We start from the raw sequence: 17,703 nt of genomic DNA, 5'->3' as shown, positions 1-17,703 counted from the left end.
TGATGACGGTCTGAGGGTGGTTGTCAAGGCTGGAAAGATGCCTTGACAACCACCCTCAGACCGCATTTTGGCTTCGTATCGGGGTGCGGGGGTGGGGTGGGTGCCTCGATCGTTGAGTGCACCGGCTGCGGTTTCGTGGTTGGTGAGCGAGCGGGTCGTGAGGGGAACCCTCAGGGAATCAGAGTCCCTCAGGGGCCCCCTCACGGACTTCGCCGTCCCTGAAGTCCGTGAAGGGCTCCTTGAGGGAATTACATTCCCTCAAGGAGCCCTTCACGGCATTCGGTAGTCAGCGGGTGGCGGTGGCGGGGGTCCAGAGGGCGTCGATTTCTCGTTCCGCCGCGGTCAGGCTTTCCGCGGCGTGCGAGCGGAATTCCGCCAGTGCGGGGTTGACGTCCGCCATGGTGAATTCTGCGGTAATAAAGCGCGGTTCGAGGCCTGTCAGGGAAAGGCCGTGCGGGAGCCAGCCTTCTGCGTGGTCCCAGCCGTGCCTTGGGGATCCTTCTCCGTAGCCGCCGCCTCGGCTGGCCAGCACCAGGAGTTCTCGGCCGGTTCCTAGCACTGACGGGTCGTCGCCCGCGGAGGCGATCAGGCGGTCTACCCAGGCTTTCACCGAGCTGGGGGCGCCGTAGTTGTAGAGCGGCAGGCCCAGCAGGACGGTGTCCGCGGCCAGTACCTCAGCCGCCAAGTCTTCGCCGATTCGGGCGGCTTCGCGGTGGGCCGCGGTGTGCTCGGACGACGGGGTGATGCGGGCTTCCCAGGCCAGTGGGTCCAGGTGCGGGATGGGGTTCGCCGCGAGATCTCGGTAGGTCACCGTCCCGTCCGGGTGGGCTGCGCGCCAGGCCTGAGCAGCACGGGCGCTGAGTTTGCGGCTTACCGAGCGGTCGCCGTTGATGCTGGAGTCGAGGTGCAGCAGGTGTGCCATGTCGATGACCGTCCGTAGATAGTTTGTGTTGGACAAACCATTTATAGCACGGCAGCTACCCGGGGTGTCTCGTAGAATGGACAGATGGCTCCGCTGCCGCTCGTCGCCCAGGCTCCGCGCAGGTCTGGTGCGTTGCTCGAGCACTTCGCGCGACGGATCCGGCTGCGCGCGGAAACCGTGCTGGCTCCGTTCGGGCTGCGGCCTCGGCACCTGATCGCGCTGACCGTCCTTCAGACCCGTGGTTCGAGCACTCAGCAGTCCCTCGCGCAGATCCTCGAGATGGACAGCACCAACGTCGTCGGCCTGCTCAACGACCTCGAAGCCGACCAGCTGATCGAGCGGCGGCGCTCGCCGGAGGACCGCAGGCGTCACGTTGTCGTGCTGACCGAGCGCGGGGCGAAGGAGCTGGCCCGGGCCGAGGCCGCGCTCGCGGCGGTCGAGGACGAGGTTTTCGCGGCGCTTGACCCTGACCAGCGCGAACAGCTCTACAACTTGCTGTTGCAGGCGGCTTCGGGAACGGTCGACAGCAGCTCTTGCACGGAGGAACCTCCGGCCTGCTGAAACGGGGAGGGGGCAGCGAAATGGACGGTGCCGCCGAGCGGCTGGCGAAGTACCGCGCGATGCGCAACTTCGCGAAGACCGACGAGCCGTCCGGTGCGAACGCCCCCAAGGAACCTGGCTACCGGTTCGTCGTGCAGCGGCATCGGGCGCGGCGGAAGCATTACGACTTCCGGCTCGAGCTGGGTGGCGTGCTGGTCAGCTGGGCGGTGCCGAAGGGGCCGACGCTCGACCCGAAGGCGCGGCGGATGGCGGTGCACGTGGAGGACCATCCGCTGGAGTACGCCGATTTCGAGGGCGTGATCCCACACGGTGAGTACGGCGGCGGCGACGTGATCGTGTGGGATCGCGGGCGCTGGGAGCCGGTCGACACCGATGATCCCGAGCAGGCGCTCGCGGACGGGAACCTGCACTTCGACCTGTTCGGCGAGAAGCTGGCCGGACGCTTCGTGTTGATCCACCCGAAGCGGGACGGCGACGGGAAGCAGTGGTTTCTGCTGCACAAGCAGGACGACCACGCGACGACGGGCTGGGACGCGGAGGATCATCCGAAGTCGGTGAAGAGCGGGCTCACCAACGACGAGATCGCCGCGGCGCCGCCTGCGTTGTGGCGGGGCGATTTGCCCGCGGCCGAGGCGGAAGTGCCGTTGCATCCGGTGTTCGAGCCAGCGTCGGAGGACGAACTCAAAGCGCTGAGCGAGCTCGGCAAACAGGGCACGTGGACGGTCGCCGGGCGGCAGTTGAAGGTCACCAACCTCGACAAGACGTTGATCCCCGGTCGCGAGGGCGAAGCGCCGATCACCAAACGCGAGCTGATCGAGTACTACACCCGGATCGCGCCGACGATGCTCCCCTACCTCGCCGGCCGCGCGCTCAACACCAACCGGTTCCCCGGCGGCGTCGGCAAACCCGGTTTCTGGCACAAGGAAGTGCCCGACCACGCGCCGGAGTGGCTGCACCGCTGGCATTACGAGGCAGCCGACCCCGGCGACGTGCAGCAGTACCTCGTGCCCTCCGGCGTCGCGGATCTGGCCTGGCTGGCCAATTTCGCCGCGCTGGAGCTGCACGCCTGGACGTCGCGCACGTCCGACGTCGAGCATCCGACCTGGCTGCTGTTCGACATCGACCCCGGTTCCGAAACGTCCTTCGACGACGTGCTCGCGCTCGCCCGGCTGCACCGCGCCGCGCTCGACCACTTCGGGCTCGTCGGGCGGCCGAAGACGACCGGGCAGCGCGGCATTCAGATCTGGGTGCCGGTCGAGCCGCGGTATACGTATGCCGAGACTCGGGCGTGGGCGGAAACCGTGTCGAAGTCGATCGGCAAGACCCTGCCGGACCTGGTGAGCTGGGCGTGGCACAAGGACCGCCGCGGCGGCCTGGCGCGGCTCGACTACACGCAGAACGTGCTGAACAAAACCCTCGTCGCGCCGTACAGCGTGCGGCCGAAGCCGGGGGCGCCGGTGTCCGTCCCGCTGGAGTGGGACGAACTCGACGACCCCGACCTCACTCCGGATCGGTGGACGATCCGGACGGTGCTCGATCGCGTGGCGAAGACGGGAGATCCGTTCGCGCAACTGCTGGACGTGCACCAACGCCTGCCGCGGCTGTCGTGAAGATCCCCGCCGCGGCAACGACAGCGAAGCCGATCAGCAGGTAGCGCGCGGACGTCACCATCGACGGTGCGCCCACATTCACCAGCAGACCGGCGATCGACGCGCCGAACGCGGTCGCCATCGTGAGCACGGTCGCGATCGCGGCCGCCGCTTGCTGACCGCTGGCCATCGCGGCGACCGACAGGTGCGGCATGGCGATGCCGATCCCGGTGCCACCAATCAGAAGCACGACCAGCCACGCCAAGACTGAAGCGTTTTCCCGCTGCAGCAAGGCAAGTACGACGAACGCGAGAGCCAGCAGCGTCGGTCCGGCCAGGCAGAGCAGACGGACTCGGCGTGCTGACGAACTGACTATCTGACTCGCCGACCAGCCGAACGACAGTGCGGCGGAGAAGAATCCCGCTGCGGCAGGCGGTAATCCGCCGAGATGCTGGCCGAACAGCGGCAGGAACGATTCCACCGAGACTCCGGCCGCGAGGCACATGATGGTCAGGTAGATCCACCTCAGCGACGAGGTGCGCTCGTAGGTCGCAGCGGGCAGCACGCGGATCGCGGCGCGCTTCTCGACGAGCAGAAATGCCAGCACGAAGCCAAATCCCAGCACGATGAACGCGGCCATCGCGACGATGTTCGTCAAGATTCCGGCGACACTCACCGCCCCAACCGCGCCCACGACGGCTACCAGCGCGAAGGCTGGCACGGGGGTCGTCTCGCCGCTTCGCTCATTGCGCGGAAGCGCCCGCGGCACCAACGCAGCGATCACGACCGCCGCGACCGCCAGCACGACGAACGCCGCCCGCCACGAGCCGAATTGGGCGAACAGCCCGCCGAGCGCAGGGCCGACGAGGTTGCCGACGCCGAACATCGCCGAGATCAACGCGCTCCCCCGCGCCCACAACTGCCGCGGCAGCGCCGAATGAATCACCGCGAACCCGAGCCCGGTCAGCAATCCCGCGCCCAATCCCTGCACTCCGCGCCCGGCCAGCAGCACCGGCATCGCCGGGCTCACCGCGCAAACCACCGAGCCCGCCGCGAAAACACCGAACCCGAGGTAGTACGCCGCCGCGTTGCCGAGCCGCGCGAGCGCCCGGCTGACGAACATCGTCGCGACGACCTGCGCGACCAGGAACGCCGTCATGTTCCAGGCGTAGAGCCGTTCCCCGCCGATGTCGGCGACCGCGGTCGGCAAAAGGCTTGCCGCCACATAGATGTTGACCGCGCCGACGAGCACACCGCCGGCCAGCACGACCGCGGTGCTGAAGTGCGCTCCCAATTCGCGCCACGAACCCACTCGCTTCTCCTCCCGGATGCTTCATGCGGTCGCATCATCTCCGGGCGGGAGACCCCGGTAATCAGACAAATCTGGCGTGACCTGCGTCACCTTCAGCGTTTGGTGAGCACCACCAGATAGCGACACGGCTGGGTTCCGGGGTTCTCGTACGCGCAGTCGACCGGGCGGCCGAGCTGGAGGCAGTCGCCTTCGCCGAGTTCGTGCACCACTTCGCCTTCGTGGAAGCGCAATTGGCCGGACAGCACCCAAATCTGATGGTCGGCGAAGACGTAGGACTCCGCAGGGAAACCCGCTTTCGCGCCGGGCGGCAGGTCGACCTCCACGAGCTCGGTCGCCCCGCGCCCGGGCGGCGAGACCGCGCGGCGCACGTAGCCGGTGACCGGGTCCTGCCAGGTCGCTTGGTCCTCGCGACGAGCGAGACGGCGGTCGTCGTCACCCTCCGCACGGGCCACCAGTTCGGACAACGAAAGCCCGAGCGCGGCAGCGAGCCTGCTGAGCAGTACCGCCGTCGGCTGCGCCTCGCCGCGTTCGATTTTCCCGATCATGGCGCGGGAAACCCCGGAGCGTTCAGCGAGCGTGCCCGCCGAAAGTTCGCGGTCCTGACGGGCTTCGCGCAGCGCCGCGGCGAGCGAAGCGGAGAGGGGATCGGTCACAGCTATCGACTATAGCAGCGGATCGTGTCTACTATCGTGAACATGTTGATCCGACCTGCCGAAGAACGGGACGCCGAGGCCTGCGCGGCGATCTACGCGCCGTACGTCCGGGAAACCGCGATCACCTTCGAGACCGAACCGCCGACGCCGACGGAAATGGCCGCGCGGATCGCGAAGGCGACGAAGTCGTATGCGTGGTTGGTGCTGGAAATCGACGGCGCGGTCGTCGGGTATGCGTATGGCAGCCCGTACAAGGAGCGCGCTGCTTACCGGTGGTCGTGCGAGGTGAGCGTCTACCTGGCCCAGGACCGCCGACGCGCGGGTGGCGGGAAAGCCTTGTACGAAGCCCTTTTCGCCCGCCTCGCCGAACGCGGCTTGCGCACCGCGGTGGCCGGGATGACCCAGCCGAACGAACCCAGCGTCGGACTCCACAAAGCGATGGGCTTCGAACTCATCGGAACCTGGCGCAAAATCGGCTGGAAACACGGCGCCTGGCGCGACGTCACCTGGATGCAACGCGAACTCGCCCCCACCACAGACGCCACCCCAGAGGAACCGCGCTAATCCACCCCGAGATCCAGTTCCTCGATGTCGTGTTCAAGCCGGGCCCGCCAGGACCACTTCGGTTCCGTCCAGTCGGTGTCCGACGGCGGCGGCTCCCCCAGCGGCAGCGCCGGGTCGACCACGCCGTGCGTCACCCGGTAGGCCAGCGCCGATGTCGCCGCGCGGATCCACTTGTCGCCTGCCGCTCCCGAAGGCGGCGCGACTCCGAACGCGTGCGTGAACCACACCGGCAGCAGCGCGCTCGACCCGATCGCCTCGGTGATCCGTTCGCGCAGCCGGGAATGCAGCTCTTCCCAATCACGCTCGCACTTCTCGATCTGCGGCAGCACCCGCGTCCGTGTCACCTCGTCCGCGGCCAGAAGCTGTTGCGCCGCTTCGGCATCCTGCCGCGCGGCGGGCAGCTGACGGTCCAGCACACCACGCCGTCGAGCGACCACTTCGGACAGTCGCGACTCCGCGTCGTCCCGTTCCGGCGTGCCGCGCTCGGCTGTCGCCAGCGCCTCCAGCACGCCGATCAACGCTACTTCGCACTCCGCCAACGCTTTCTGCGCCTGAGGAAGCCGAGCGAGGTCCTCTTCGTGCGGCCGGCGCTGGCTCGGCGTGAGCAGCTGCGCGGCGAGGCTGTGCCGCCGTTCCGCTTCGGCGGCGAGCTGTCGCAGCCGCGGGCCGACGTCGTCCAGGTCGACTACCGGGACCTTCTCCGACACCCGCACCGCGCGTTCGAGCACCAGCAAACGCTGCCGGAGCCGTTCTAGCTGCCGGGCGGTGTGGTCCAGGCGGGTTTCGTGCCGGGAATGCGTTTCGGTGAACGACTCGACGGTCTCGCGCAGTTCGGAAAGGTCGCGGACGGTCCGGCTTTCCAGATCGTCGACAGTCTCTTGCATACCGCCGACGGTGTCGGTGAGAGCAACCAGTTCCGGATCGGCCTCCGGGCCTTCCTCGGCCGGGTAGTACTCGGTGTCGCGGTAGTACTCGGAGTAGGTCACCGCGCCTCCTGCACCAGAAACGCCACGGTCGCGACAGTGGCGAGCGCCGCCAGAATGACCATGATCGGCTGGACGGCCGGCCCGGCCCCGATGAGCGCGACCGCGGTGAAGATCGCCGCCAAAGCACCGCTGTACGCGGCCCGCTGCCGCCGGTTGACCATCAGCGGCGTCGGCCCGAGCGGACCGAACGCGATCCGCAAGCCGGCACCCAGCAACGGCAACGCGAGCAGCAGCCAGACCACGTTGAGCGCGCCGAACAGCATCATCGCGCCGCTCACCATCCCGACCGCGACCGGTGCGACCGCCAGGTACAGCGTCGTCCGCTGCACCTTGCCGCGCTTGGCTTCCAGCCGGGCGAGCCGCACCTGCTCGACGGCGGCGTCGACTTCCTTCTCGGTGCTCAGCAGCGCCTCCGCCCGCTCGACCAAGGCGTCGAGCGTCTGCGTGCGTTCGTCGTCCGCCTGGTCCGGCAGCTGCGCCAGACCCGCGCGAATCTCACGGCGGAGCGCGGACGCGCGCGCCATCACGTGGTCGCGCTGGTCCTCTGCGGGCGTAGTCACCTCGCCACTGTAGGTACGAAACGCACCGAACCCGGGGAACGACGCGACTTCGAGCCAGCGCGTCCGGTCAAAGCCGCAGCAAGTCCCGGCCGACGACCACCTCGCCGCCGAACCCGGCCGCGGCGTGCTCGCGCCAGACCTCGTCGGGAATGTCCGCATCAGTCGGCACGAAATGCGACAGCACGAGAGTCGCGACGCCCGCTTCCTTAGCAAGCGCTCCGACCCGCTCGACGCTCGTGTGGCTCGCCAGCAGATGGTTCCGCAGCGTCGCGCCGTTGAACTGGCTCACCATCTCGTCGACCGCCGGCACGTGCATAACCTCGTGCACCAGGACATCCGCGCCCGCAGCGAGCCGCACCAGGTTCTCGCACGGCGCGGTGTCGCCGGAAATCACGATGGACCGGTCCTCGGTGTCCACGCGATAGGCGAAGGCGTCGACAATCGGCGGATGATCCACGCGAGCCGCGGTGATCCGCACGTTCTCGTCCTCGAAGACCACGCCGTCCGTCGTGATTTCGTGCGGATCGAGCAGCTCGTCCAGCGGACGCAAGCCCTCGTCGACGACCCGGGTGTCGATGTCGAAGCGGTTCATCGCGAGGAAATGCCGGGTCATCTCCGCGAGCGGCGGCGGGCCGAACGCGGGGACCTGATGGTCCAGGTTCGCCGCCCAGCCCAGCAGATAGAGGTTTCCGTAGTCGGCGTTGTGGTCGGAGTGGTGATGCGTGATGCCGACCGCGCGCAGCGAGTCCAGCTTGATTCCCGCGTGCACCAGCTGCCGGGCGACGCCGTTGCCGCAGTCGATCACATAGGTCGCGCCGTTGACGACGATCGCCTGCGCCGGAGCGCTCCGGGTGCGTTTCGGCGCGGGGCCGCCCGCCGTGCCGAGAAGGATCAGCTGCGTGGTCATGCCCGCTCGCTTTCGAGGTTGAAGGAATCTGTTCGCGGCTGGCGACCGCGCCGGCGGATGTCGTCAGCGCTTCTTGCGCCGGATCTTGATCGCCCGCAGGTCGGTGACCGCGTAGTTCAGGTCCCGATACGGCAGTCCGTGCTCGGCCAACGCGGCGGTCGCGCCGTCTTTGGCCGCGCGTTCGTCGTCGTCCGGACCGGCCGGGACCTGGCAGCGGAAGGTGAACGCCGTCGCGTTGACGTCGTAGCTGAACGTGCCTTCCTCGGTGAAGGCGACGTCGGTCTTGGCCTCCAGCACCGCACGGGCGCTCTCGTCGAGAGCGTCGAATTTGCCGCGGATGATCACGCGGAACGCGTCCATGTCAGGCGTCCTTCCGGGTCGCATAGGTCAGTACTTGGTCGCTGAGCAGGCCTTCTACCGCGTCGAGGAGCCTCGATGCCGCCTCCGCGATGTCGTCCGGCCGCTCTCCGGTGACGGTGCGTTTGCCGATCTCGCCGTACAGCAGGCTGTGCATCCAGCCGATCTGCGCGGCGATCAGCCCGGGTACCGGATCGTCCGGTGCCGCACCGGTTTCCGCGGTCAGCAGGTCGGCGAGTTCGGCGACCATCTGCTGACCGAGTTCCTGCAGCCGGGCGGCGAGCGTGGGCGCGGCCAGCATCATCGGCAGCACCCGGCCGAACCCCGGGCTGAGCCCGATCGTCCGCGAGCGCTGCCGGATCTCGTCGCGCAGACGGTCCAGCACCGCGCGTGCCGCGGACACTCCCGGCCCGCGCGCCTGCACGATCTCGGCCAGCCGTCCCGCGGACGCTTCCGACGGCGGCAGCACCAGGTCTTCCTTGACGCGGAAGTGGTTGTAGACCGTGTTGACCGCGACGTCGGCGGCCTCCGCCACCTCGGCGATCGTGACGGCGTCGAATCCGCGCTCGACGAACATGCGCAGCGCGGTTTCCGCGATCCGCCGCACCGTCTCCTGCTTCTTCCGCTCCCGAAGTCCCACGCCGAAGAGTGAAGCAGACTCCAAACTTGGTGTCGACTCCATTTACTCTCCGAGATCTCCTGGATATCGGGGAGATCCCGGAGGACGCGGCGGTGGCCGGCGCGGCATCATCGACGAGGTGCGGATCGGCTTGCTGGGCCCGCTGGAGGTCCGGAACGACGACGGTGCCGCAGTCGAGATCGCCGGTGCCCGATTGCGGACGCTGCTGAGCGCCCTCGCCCTGGAGCCCGGCCGGGTCGTCTCGGCCGGGCGGCTGGTCGACGCCGTCTGGGGGACGCGTCCGCCGGCCACGGCCAACGCGTTGCAAGCTCTCGTCTCGCGGCTCCGCCGGGCCGGGACACGGCTCGATTCCACGCCGTCGGGCTACCGGCTGCCCGAGGCGACCGTGGACGCGGCGCGGTTCGAGGAGCTGGTCACCGCGGCCAGGACGGCTCCGGACGAGAAGCGCGTCGTGCTGCTGCGCGAGGCGCTGAACCTGTGGCGCGGCCCGGCGCTCGGCGATGTCTCCGACGCGCAGTTCTTCCAGGGCCACATCGTGCGGCTCAATGAGCTGCGGCTTTCCGCCACCGAGGAGTTCGCCGAGGCCGTCCTCCGGCTGGGGCACGGCGCGGATCTCGTCGAAGAGCTGTCGAGACTGGTGGCCGAACATCCGCTGCGCGAACGGCTGACCGCGGCGTTGATGCTCTCGCTGCAAGCCGCCGGACGCCCGGCCGAAGCGTTGCAGGTGTTCGCGCGGATCCGGATGGCGCTGGCGGATGAGCTCGGCGCTGACCCGGCACCCGAATTGTCCGCCGCGCACACCAGAATCCTCCGCGAAACGGTGGCCGACGAGGACGAGGCGCGCACGAACCTGCGAGCCGGGCTGACCAGTTTCGTCGGCCGGACCACCGAGGTCACGCGCGTGGCGAAACTGGTCGGCGAGTACCGGCTGACCACGCTGACCGGGCCGGGTGGAGCCGGAAAAACCCGGCTGGCCACGGAAACCGGACGACATCTGCTGTCCGAACGCGGCGGCGTGTGGTTCGCCGAACTGGCCCCGCTCGCCGACGGCGCGGACGTCCCGCAGGCCGTACTAGACGCGCTGGGCCTGCGCGAACAGATGTACTCCGGAACGCTCGCCATCGGCACTCCGCGCGAGCGGGCGGCAAGGGCGCTGCGCGACCGGGACGCGGTGCTGGTGCTCGACAATTGCGAGCACGTCATCGAAGCCGCCGCGGAACTGGCCGAACACTTGCTCGGCGAATGCCCGCGGCTGCGCATTCTCGCGACCAGCCGGGAACCGCTGGCAGTCACTGGCGAAGCGCTCTGGCCGGTCGAACCGCTGACATTGCCTGCGGAAAACGCGACATCCGTCGAAGCGATGTCGTGCGCCTCGGTGCGGCTGCTGGCCGATCGCGCCGCCGCCGTGCGGCCGGGATTCACCGTCGATGAGTCCACTGTGGATGAAGTGGTGCGGATCTGCCGGGCACTCGACGGAATGCCCCTCGCGGTGGAACTCGCCGCGGCCCGGCTCCGGTCGCTGACCGTGTCGCAGCTGGCCGCCCGCCTTGATGACCGGTTCCGCCTGCTCACCGCGGGCAGCCGGACCGCGTTGCCGCGGCATCGCACGCTGCGCGCGGTGGTCGACTGGAGCTGGGACCTGCTGGAACCGGACGAACGACAGCTGCTGCGCCGGTTGTCGGTGTTCTCCGGCGGGGCGACCGCCGACGCCGCGGAAGCGGTCTGCGGCGGTACGTCCGAGCTGCTCAGCGCCTTAGTCGACAAATCGCTACTGACCGTTTCCGAGGACGCCGAGCCGCGCTACCGGATGCTCGAGACGATCAAAGCGTACGGCTTGGAGCAGCTCGATCTGGCCGACGAACGCTCGGAACTGCGGCAGGCGCATGCCGAGTGGTTCGCCCGCTTCGCCGAAACCGGCGACAAATACCTGCGCCGCGCCGAGCAGATCGAATGGCTGGCCCGCTTCGCCGCCGAGCACGGCAACCTGATCTCGGCGGCGCGCGGCGCCATCGCCGCTCGCGAAGCCTCGACGTCGTTGCGGCTGGCGACGTCGTGCGCGTGGTTCTGGATGCTGACCGGACACAAAACCGAGGCGCAGGAACTGATCGAAGCGGCGCTGGCGTTGCCCGGTGACGCGGATCGCGAACTGCGCGCGATGGGATACGCGATGGCCGCGTTGTTGCTGACCATCGGGATGAGCACCGAAACCTCCGCCGACGAGTTGGGCCGCAAAGCACTCGAACTCAGCCGCGACAGCAAGAATTCCTTGCTGCGGTCCATCATCCCGGTGTTCACGCGCACCGCGGACAGCGGCGCTGTCGAGTCCACATTGGACGAGCTGCTGGCCGACGACGACCCGTGGCTGCGCGCGCATGCCCGGCTGCATCGGGCGCGGTCGCAGCTGAACCTCCGGCACGATTCGGCCGCGCAAGAAGCCGACGTCCGCGAGGCCGTCCGGCTGTTCCGGCGGTGCGGGGAGCGCTGGGGAATGTCGCTGGCGCTGAACAGCCTGGCCGACGTCGTCGCCCGCCGCGGAGAGCTGGAGGAAGCCGTTGCGTGCTACGAGGAATCGATCCAAGTCGTGTCGGAAATCGGTTCGGCCGAGGACGTCCTGTTCGCCCGCGGACGGCAAGCACACCTGTTCTGGCAACTCGGCGACGAGGCAGCGGCGGCGGCCGCGGTAACCGCCGCCGAACGCGACGCGCGGAGTGTGCCGTTCCCAGATTCGCTCGCGTTCCTGGCGCAGACGAAAGCGGAGCTGGCCCGCTGGCGCGGTGATCCGGCGGAAGCGCGGTCGGAGTTGAACCGCGCCGAAGCCCTGTTGAGCGAATCCGAGCCGCATCCGTTGTTCCGCGCGATGATCCAGCATTCGCACGCCTACCTGGACGCCCAGACCGGCGACCTGCCCGCGGCCAGGGACCGCCGCCGCGAAGCCCTCGCCTTGGCCGCCGAAGCCGGCGAGGTGCTGTATCTGGCGATCGTCCTCCTGGGCGTCGCCGACCATGCCCTGCGCGTCAACCGCCCAGTCGCCGCCGCTGATCTCTTGGCCGCCGCACACGGCCTCCTCGGTGGTCCGCATCTGGCTCTTCCTGACGCGACCGCTCTCGAAGCCGCCGTTCAGGCCGAACCATCAGGCACAGTCGACGATCCGATCGCCCTCGCTTTCGACGTCCTCAGTTGATTCGGGAAGCCACCGCAGCGCAAGCACTCCCAGCCCCGCGCAAAGCACCGCCGCAACACCCATCGCGACATGCAATCCGCTCACCACAGCCTCCTTCTCAGCTGCGGCCCCCTCCGGTGCCAGCAACCGAAAAACGAACGCCGCCACCGAACCCAGCAACGCGATCCCCAGCGCATGACCGATCTCATTGGCCGTCTCGCTGATCGCTCCCGCCGAACCGGCCCGGTCAGCCGGGACCGCGCCGACCGCCGTGTCCGCGACGAGCGAGAACGAGATCCCGTAGCCGAAACCGGCGACCACCGTCGAGGCGACGAACCATCCGGCCCCGCCGGTGACGGTGGTCGCCAGCAGCAACCCCAGCCCCAGCGCGATCGCGAAATGACACGTCACCAACGCAGCCCGGCTCCCGATCCGCGCCGCGAGCGCCGGGGTGAGGACGCACGTCGCGGTCAGGGCGACCGCGCCCGGAAGCGCGAGCAGCGCCGCGTGGAGCACGGACAATCCCAGCACCGACTGGAGATACACCCCGGTCAGATACGCCGCCGCCGACCACGCGAACAGGGACAGCACCCCGGTGATCACGGCGACGGTGAACACCTTCTCGCGGAACAGGCTCACGTCGAGGAGCGGATACTCCAACGTCCGCTGCCGCAGCACGAACCACGTCAGCACCCCGGCTCCGGCGACGCCCGCGAACGCCACCGGCCAAGAAGGACCGTAGGCGGCGAATTCCTTGACCGCGTAGACCGCTAGCAGCAATCCGCCCGCGGACAAGGCGATGCTGAGCAGATCGACCTTGCCCGGCCGGGTCGTCCTGGCCTCCCGGAGCACCACCGGCGCGGCCGCGAGGAACACCGCGACGACCGGCAGATTGACCAGGAACACCGACCCCCAGCCGAATCGGCTCAGCAGCAGCCCGCCGAGAATCGGGCCGATCGCGAAGCCCGCGGCGAACGTCGCGGCGAAGATCCCGATCGCCCTGGCCCGGCGCCGCGGCTCGGGAAACAATTCGCTGAGCACCGCGAGCCCCGAGGGCAACAGCGTCGCGCCGCCAAGCCCCATCAGCACACGACAGCCGATGAGCCATTCCGGCGTCGGCGCGAACGCGGCACCGGCCGAACCCGCCCCGAAGACCGCGACGCCGATCATCAGCAGTTTGCGCCGCCCGTACCGGTCGCCGAGGCTGCCGAACGCGATGAGCAGCGAGCCGACCGCGAACCCGTAGCTGTCGAGGATCCACAGGGCCTGCTCGGCGGTCGGGGCGAGGGCGCGGGTGATGGTCGGCATGGTCAGGAACAGGATCGAGCCGTCCATCGAGACCAGCAGGACCGGTCCGAGCACCACGAGCAGTCCCAGCCAGGCACGGCGAGTTTCCGTCATGCCCCCGATCCTCGGAACCCGCGGCCGCTCTCGGCCAGCACCGGCGATGAGTACCCCTCGCAGGTGCAGGCACTGTTCTGCCGGGTTGCCTACGATCAAGACCATGCAGACCGAAACCCTCGGCGTGTTCCTCAAGACCCGCCGCGACCGCGTGACGCCGGACGCCGCCGGGATGCGGACGTACGGCACGCTCCGCCGGGTTCCCGGTCTGCGCCGGGAGGAACTCGCCCAGCTCGCGGGCGTCAGCGCCGGCTACTACACGCGGCTGGAGCAGGACCAGTCCGGCACCGCGTCGCCGCAGGTCCTCGACGCGCTCGCACGGGTGCTCAACCTCGACGAGACCGAGTCGAGCCACCTGCACAACCTCGCGCGGCGCTGCGGAGTCCCCCGGCTGGTGCGGCCCGCGCCGGAAACGCTGGACCCGCACGTCGCGACCCTGCTGCACGCGCTGAGCGACAGCGTCCCCGCGATCGTCCTCGGCCGCCGCGGCGACGTGCTCGGCTGGAACCGCACCGGCCACCTCCTGCACGCAGAACATCTCGACTACTCCGCACCGGACTCGCCCGAGACCCGCCCGTCGATCCCGCGGATGTTCTTCCTCGACCCGCTGCACCGCGACCGGTACTGCAACTGGGCGGAGATGGCCCGCACCCACGTCGGCTACCTGCGCCTGATGTCCGGCAAGCACCCGACCGACGCCCGGCTCGCGGAGCTGATCGGCGAACTCGCCATGGGCAGCCCGGAATTCGCCGCGCTGTGGGCGACCGGCGACGTGGTGGACTGCACGAGCGGCCCGATGGACCTGCGCCACCCGACGCTCGGCCACGTGAACATCGACTACCAGGTCTGGCTCCAGCCCGACAGCCCCGACCACCAACTGGAGGCTTACACCCCGCGCGACGCCGCTTCCCGGGACGCGCTGCGGCTGCTGGAGGTCGCTTCCCGCTAACAGTCAGCGGAACCACCCTGTCCGCGGCGTTCGATATGGCATCATCCGCCGGTGACCGGCGAGCGGAGCGACCCGCACTCCATCGGGGAGGAAGACCTCGCGGACTTCGATTCCTGGACCGCACAAGCCGCGCTCGCCTCCCTCATCGACGAAACGCTCGGCTCGCCCGCGGTCATCCAGCTCCTTGCCCGCGAATCGCTGCGGACCGAAATCGTGCGCGAAGAACTGTTCGCGAACGAGACTCTCCTCGCGAAGATCCGGACGCTGCAGGACCAGGTCATGGCCGAAGGCGACCGCGGTTTCCGTCCGCGAAACCGTGCGGCGTCGCCGCGCGAGGTGGTCTGGCTGATCGTCGCGGTGCTGCTCGGGCTCGCCTACCTCAGCCTGATGAGCGCGGCGTGGAGCCAGCTTCCCCTGTTCCTCCGGATCTTCGCCGGGCTGATGATGCCGTGCGTCCTGTTCGCCACCGGCGCGCTCGCGGTCCGCAAGGTCACCTCGTTGCGCGAGTGGATCAACCCGGAATCCATGCAGTTCCACGAGGAGCAATTCGGCCTCGGACCGCGTCGTTCGTTCGCCGCGCGCGAGATCGTGCTGCCCGAGGTCCGCGACGTCATTTCCGCGCATCGGCGGCTGCATTTCGGCACGACACTGGTTTTCGACCAGCAATACGACCTCGGCGAGGAGGACAGCAGCCGGATCGTGCCGACGGCGGCGGCGAAACGGCTCCGGCGCGTCCTCGAACGCGCGGGCTCCGGCGCGGTCGCGCTCGGCGGGCAACGCGGGTCCGGCAAGACCACCGCGATCCGTTCCATGCAACGAGGTCTGTTGCACGGCAGCGAAAACCCGGCGCCGCTGGTCGTGGTCGCCTCCGCGCCCGCCACCTACGACGCCCGCGATTTCGTGCTGCACTTGCACAAACTGCTGTGCCAAGCCGTCCTCGCCCGGATCCGGCAGGTGCTGGGACCGGGAACCGGCTGGCGATGGTGGGCCCGCCGGGTCCTGCGCGGGTCGGTCGACCTCGTCGGGTCGGCCGCGCTCGGCTGGGCGATTGGCAGCGTGCTGTGGAACGGCGACTTCCCCGCCGAACTGTGGAAAAACCTTACCCGGCTCCAGTTCCCGAATCTGCTTGGTCCGTTATGGACAGAGCAGCCGGTACCCAACCGGATCGCACTGGCCGCAGTCGCCGTCCTCACGCTCCGCTGGGTAGCGAAACTCCTCACGGCAACAGTCGGCGCACTGGTACTCCTCCTGCGACGGAAGTCGTCAGCCGGACCCCGCGCGCTGCAAGCCGAAGCGCGCCGCCAGCTGCTCCGGATCCAGTATCTGCTGACCTACACCACCGGCTGGTCGGGCAAACTCGCCGTGCCGGCGGGCGGCGAACTGGGCCGCACCCGGACCACGCAGCGGGCTGAACAGCAGCTGACCCATCCGGAAGTCGTGGATGAGTTCCGCGCGTTCGCCCAGCTGACCGCCGAGTCGTTGCGCGCGGAAGGGATCACCGACCGGGTCGTGGTCGCCATCGACGAGCTGGACAAGATCGGCGAGCAGGACAAGGCCCAGCAGCTGGTGAACGACATCAAGGGCATCTTCGGCGTGCCCGGCTGCCTGTATTTCGTGGCGGTGTCCGACGACGCGGTGCTCAGCTTCGAACAACGCGGCCTCGCCGTGCGCGACGCGTTCGACAGCGCGTTTTCCGAGGTGGTGCGCCTGGAATCGTTCACCCTCGACGAAAGCAGGCTGTGGATCGCGCAACGGCTGCCCGGCGTCCCGGAGCAGTTCTGCTACCTCGGCCACTGCCTCTCCGGCGGCCTGCCGCGCGACCTGCGCCGCACGACGATCGACATGGTGGACGTGACGACCGAACACTACGAGCCGTCGCTGTCGACCGTCACCGGCATCCTCGTCTGCACCGACCTGGCGGCCAAGTCGAGCGGCTTCACCGCGCAAGCTCGCGGGCTCCCGCAGACACCCGAACTGGCGGAGCTGTGGCCGAAACTGCTCCGCATCCCCGACACCCGCGAGGCAGTCGAACTCGCCGAACTAGCCGCCTCGTTATATGAAGGCGCAACGCCCGACTTGGCCGACGCGGTCAACCGGCTGCGTCTGCACAGCAGCGCGTTCGTCCTCTTCTGCGCCACCGTCCTGGACATGTTCACCGACGCCCTCACCAAGTCCCGCCTCACGCCGGCCCTGCACGAACTGGCCATCGCCCGGCGGCGGCTCGCGTTAGACCCGCACCTCGCGTGGGCCGTCCTGAACGACTTCCGCAAGGCACACGACCTCCCGCTGCCCGGCCGGGCATAACCAACCCTTCTGGATCACGGAACAACCAGCTCTTGGACTTCTCGCCGCGCCCCTTCTAGCGTTGCGTCCATGACCACCTACGTCCTCGTCCCCGGTGCCTGCCACGGCGGCTGGTGCTTCGACCGGCTCGCCGGCCAGCTGCGCGACCGCGGCCACCGCGTGCTCCCGCTGACGCTCACCGGCCTCAGCGAACGGCAGCACCTGCTGAACGGCGGGGTCAACCTCGACACCCACATCGAGGACGTCGTGCGCATGCTGCAGGCCGAACAGGTCGAACGCGCGGTGCTGGTCGGCCACAGCTACGGCGGGATGGTCATCACCGGCGCCGCCGACCGAGCGCCGGAACTGGTCGATTCACTGGTGTACCTCGACGCTTTCGTCCCGGAAAACGGCGGCTCCTGCTGGAGTTTGACCGATGACCGGCAGCGCGAGTGGTACCTGAGCGTCGGCGAGACCGGGTACGCCGTGCCGCCGCTGCCGTTCTTCGACCCGCGCGCTTCGGCGCATCCGCTGGCGTCGCTGCTCCAGTCGATCCGGCTGGACGCGGACCTGAGCCGATTCCGCCGCCGGGACTATGTGTACGCGCGGATTTGGGACGGCGGGTCGCCCTTCGAGCCGACTTACCGGCGGCTCGTCGACGATCCACAGTGGAATGTCCACGCGTTGGACAGCAAGCATGACGTGATGCGCGATGCGCCCGAAGAGCTGCTGCGGATTCTTCTCGACGCTGCGGTCTAGGGCGGTGCTCTGCGGGTTCGGGGTGTGCTCGGTCTTGCGCCCCAATGTGGCGTTGGGTGCGCTGAACGCACCGAACGCCACATTGGGTGCGTCGCATGCA

General features: G+C 68.9%; 16 protein-coding genes. 7 read left to right on the top strand and 9 right to left on the bottom strand.

Translation table 11 applies throughout. The features are described 5' to 3' along the window. Positions 1-286 precede the first annotated feature (286 nt). The gene (locus ACFXI3_RS35775; RefSeq protein WP_344269213.1) at positions 287-922 is read right to left on the bottom strand and encodes an NAD(P)H-dependent oxidoreductase; all 636 of its coding nucleotides are present in this window, start codon (positions 920-922) and stop codon (positions 287-289) included. A gap of 84 nt (positions 923-1,006) precedes the next feature. Between ACFXI3_RS35775 and ACFXI3_RS35770 the strand changes: the two genes are divergently transcribed. Together ACFXI3_RS35770 and ACFXI3_RS35765 are read left to right on the top strand one after the other, a co-directional pair. Continuing rightward, entirely contained in the window at positions 1,007-1,483 is a 477-nt protein-coding gene (locus tag ACFXI3_RS35770; protein WP_344269210.1) for a MarR family winged helix-turn-helix transcriptional regulator, read from the top strand. 20 nt (positions 1,484-1,503) lie between these two features. Next, on the top strand, positions 1,504-3,093 hold the full coding sequence (locus ACFXI3_RS35765; RefSeq protein WP_344269207.1) for a DNA polymerase ligase N-terminal domain-containing protein: 1,590 nt from the start codon (positions 1,504-1,506) through the stop codon (positions 3,091-3,093). Here the strand turns inward: ACFXI3_RS35765 and ACFXI3_RS35760 are convergent. Further along, positions 2,984-4,384, bottom strand: a complete 1,401-nt coding sequence (locus ACFXI3_RS35760; protein ID WP_378405646.1) for an MFS transporter — start codon at positions 4,382-4,384, stop codon at positions 2,984-2,986. The two genes, ACFXI3_RS35765 and ACFXI3_RS35760, sit on opposite strands and share 110 nt — an antisense overlap. Positions 4,385-4,476: 92 nt before the next feature. After that, positions 4,477-5,037: a helix-turn-helix domain-containing protein gene (locus ACFXI3_RS35755; protein ID WP_378405644.1), complete on the bottom strand. Its 561-nt coding sequence runs from the start codon at positions 5,035-5,037 to the stop codon at positions 4,477-4,479. A gap of 42 nt (positions 5,038-5,079) precedes the next feature. On the opposite strand from ACFXI3_RS35755, the gene ACFXI3_RS35750 reads away from it, so the two are divergent. Continuing rightward, positions 5,080-5,601, top strand: coding sequence for an N-acetyltransferase family protein (locus tag ACFXI3_RS35750; RefSeq protein ID WP_344269198.1), 522 nt, complete (start codon positions 5,080-5,082; stop codon positions 5,599-5,601). On the opposite strand, the gene ACFXI3_RS35745 is transcribed toward ACFXI3_RS35750, so the two are convergent. The 5 genes from ACFXI3_RS35745 to ACFXI3_RS35725 all read right to left on the bottom strand — a co-directional run bounded on the left by ACFXI3_RS35745 (position 5,598) and on the right by ACFXI3_RS35725 (position 9,051). Continuing rightward, positions 5,598-6,587 (bottom strand): hypothetical protein, encoded by a 990-nt coding sequence (locus ACFXI3_RS35745; protein WP_378405642.1) that lies wholly within the window; start codon positions 6,585-6,587, stop codon positions 5,598-5,600. The genes ACFXI3_RS35750 and ACFXI3_RS35745 overlap by 4 nt on opposite strands. Next, entirely contained in the window at positions 6,584-7,147 is a 564-nt protein-coding gene (locus tag ACFXI3_RS35740) for a hypothetical protein (RefSeq protein WP_344269192.1), read from the bottom strand. The genes ACFXI3_RS35745 and ACFXI3_RS35740 overlap by 4 nt, the downstream gene beginning before the upstream one ends. 67 nt (positions 7,148-7,214) lie before the next feature. Next, complete coding sequence (locus tag ACFXI3_RS35735) at positions 7,215-8,054, bottom strand: MBL fold metallo-hydrolase (RefSeq protein WP_378405640.1); 840 nt, start codon at positions 8,052-8,054, stop codon at positions 7,215-7,217. A 63-nt stretch (positions 8,055-8,117) separates the two neighbouring features. Then, the gene (locus tag ACFXI3_RS35730; RefSeq protein ID WP_378405638.1) at positions 8,118-8,414 is read right to left on the bottom strand and encodes a DUF6204 family protein; all 297 of its coding nucleotides are present in this window, start codon (positions 8,412-8,414) and stop codon (positions 8,118-8,120) included. A 1-nt stretch (position 8,415) separates the two neighbouring features. Beyond that, positions 8,416-9,051, bottom strand: coding sequence for a TetR/AcrR family transcriptional regulator (locus ACFXI3_RS35725; RefSeq protein ID WP_378405636.1), 636 nt, complete (start codon positions 9,049-9,051; stop codon positions 8,416-8,418). A 118-nt stretch (positions 9,052-9,169) separates the two neighbouring features. Between ACFXI3_RS35725 and ACFXI3_RS35720 the strand changes: the two genes are divergently transcribed. After that, the gene (locus ACFXI3_RS35720; protein WP_378405634.1) at positions 9,170-12,232 is read left to right on the top strand and encodes a BTAD domain-containing putative transcriptional regulator; all 3,063 of its coding nucleotides are present in this window, start codon (positions 9,170-9,172) and stop codon (positions 12,230-12,232) included. On the opposite strand, the gene ACFXI3_RS35715 is transcribed toward ACFXI3_RS35720, so the two are convergent. Beyond that, positions 12,182-13,612: an MFS transporter gene (locus ACFXI3_RS35715; protein WP_378405632.1), complete on the bottom strand. Its 1,431-nt coding sequence runs from the start codon at positions 13,610-13,612 to the stop codon at positions 12,182-12,184. The genes ACFXI3_RS35720 and ACFXI3_RS35715 overlap by 51 nt on opposite strands. Before the next feature lie 103 nt (positions 13,613-13,715). Between ACFXI3_RS35715 and ACFXI3_RS35710 the strand changes: the two genes are divergently transcribed. The 3 genes from ACFXI3_RS35710 to ACFXI3_RS35700 all read left to right on the top strand — a co-directional run bounded on the left by ACFXI3_RS35710 (position 13,716) and on the right by ACFXI3_RS35700 (position 17,603). Further along, entirely contained in the window at positions 13,716-14,561 is an 846-nt protein-coding gene (locus tag ACFXI3_RS35710) for a helix-turn-helix domain-containing protein (protein ID WP_378405630.1), read from the top strand. A gap of 51 nt (positions 14,562-14,612) precedes the next feature. Further along, a complete protein-coding gene (locus tag ACFXI3_RS35705) occupies positions 14,613-16,865 on the top strand; it encodes a hypothetical protein (protein WP_378405628.1) in 2,253 nt (750 codons plus the stop codon). 69 nt (positions 16,866-16,934) lie between these two features. Next, positions 16,935-17,603 carry an alpha/beta fold hydrolase gene (locus tag ACFXI3_RS35700; RefSeq protein WP_378405626.1) on the top strand — a complete coding sequence of 223 codons (669 nt, stop codon included), beginning with the start codon at positions 16,935-16,937 and terminating at the stop codon, positions 17,601-17,603. The last annotated feature ends 100 nt before the right edge of the window (positions 17,604-17,703 follow it).

The organism is Amycolatopsis sp. NPDC059235 (assembly GCF_042754125.1).
GTDB lineage: Bacteria > Actinomycetota > Actinomycetes > Mycobacteriales > Pseudonocardiaceae > Amycolatopsis > Amycolatopsis albidoflava.
The sequence above is the reverse complement of the archived record's forward strand: the minus strand, read 5'-3'. Positions and strand labels throughout refer to the sequence as shown.

Excerpts from the sequence above, each read along its gene's own strand:
- ACFXI3_RS35735 (WP_378405640.1), bottom strand. The coding sequence starts at position 8,054 with ATGACCACGCAGCTGATCCTTCTCGGCACGGCGGGCGGCCCCGCGCCG.
- ACFXI3_RS35775 (WP_344269213.1), bottom strand. The coding sequence starts at position 922 with ATGGCACACCTGCTGCACCTCGACTCCAGCATCAACGGCGACCGCTCG.
- ACFXI3_RS35770 (WP_344269210.1), top strand. The coding sequence starts at position 1,007 with ATGGCTCCGCTGCCGCTCGTCGCCCAGGCTCCGCGCAGGTCTGGTGCG.
- ACFXI3_RS35710 (WP_378405630.1), top strand. The coding sequence starts at position 13,716 with ATGCAGACCGAAACCCTCGGCGTGTTCCTCAAGACCCGCCGCGACCGC.
- ACFXI3_RS35700 (WP_378405626.1), top strand. The coding sequence starts at position 16,935 with ATGACCACCTACGTCCTCGTCCCCGGTGCCTGCCACGGCGGCTGGTGC.
- ACFXI3_RS35730 (WP_378405638.1), bottom strand. The coding sequence starts at position 8,414 with ATGGACGCGTTCCGCGTGATCATCCGCGGCAAATTCGACGCTCTCGAC.
- ACFXI3_RS35765 (WP_344269207.1), top strand. The coding sequence starts at position 1,504 with ATGGACGGTGCCGCCGAGCGGCTGGCGAAGTACCGCGCGATGCGCAAC.
- ACFXI3_RS35750 (WP_344269198.1), top strand. The coding sequence starts at position 5,080 with ATGTTGATCCGACCTGCCGAAGAACGGGACGCCGAGGCCTGCGCGGCG.
- ACFXI3_RS35715 (WP_378405632.1), bottom strand. The coding sequence starts at position 13,612 with ATGACGGAAACTCGCCGTGCCTGGCTGGGACTGCTCGTGGTGCTCGGA.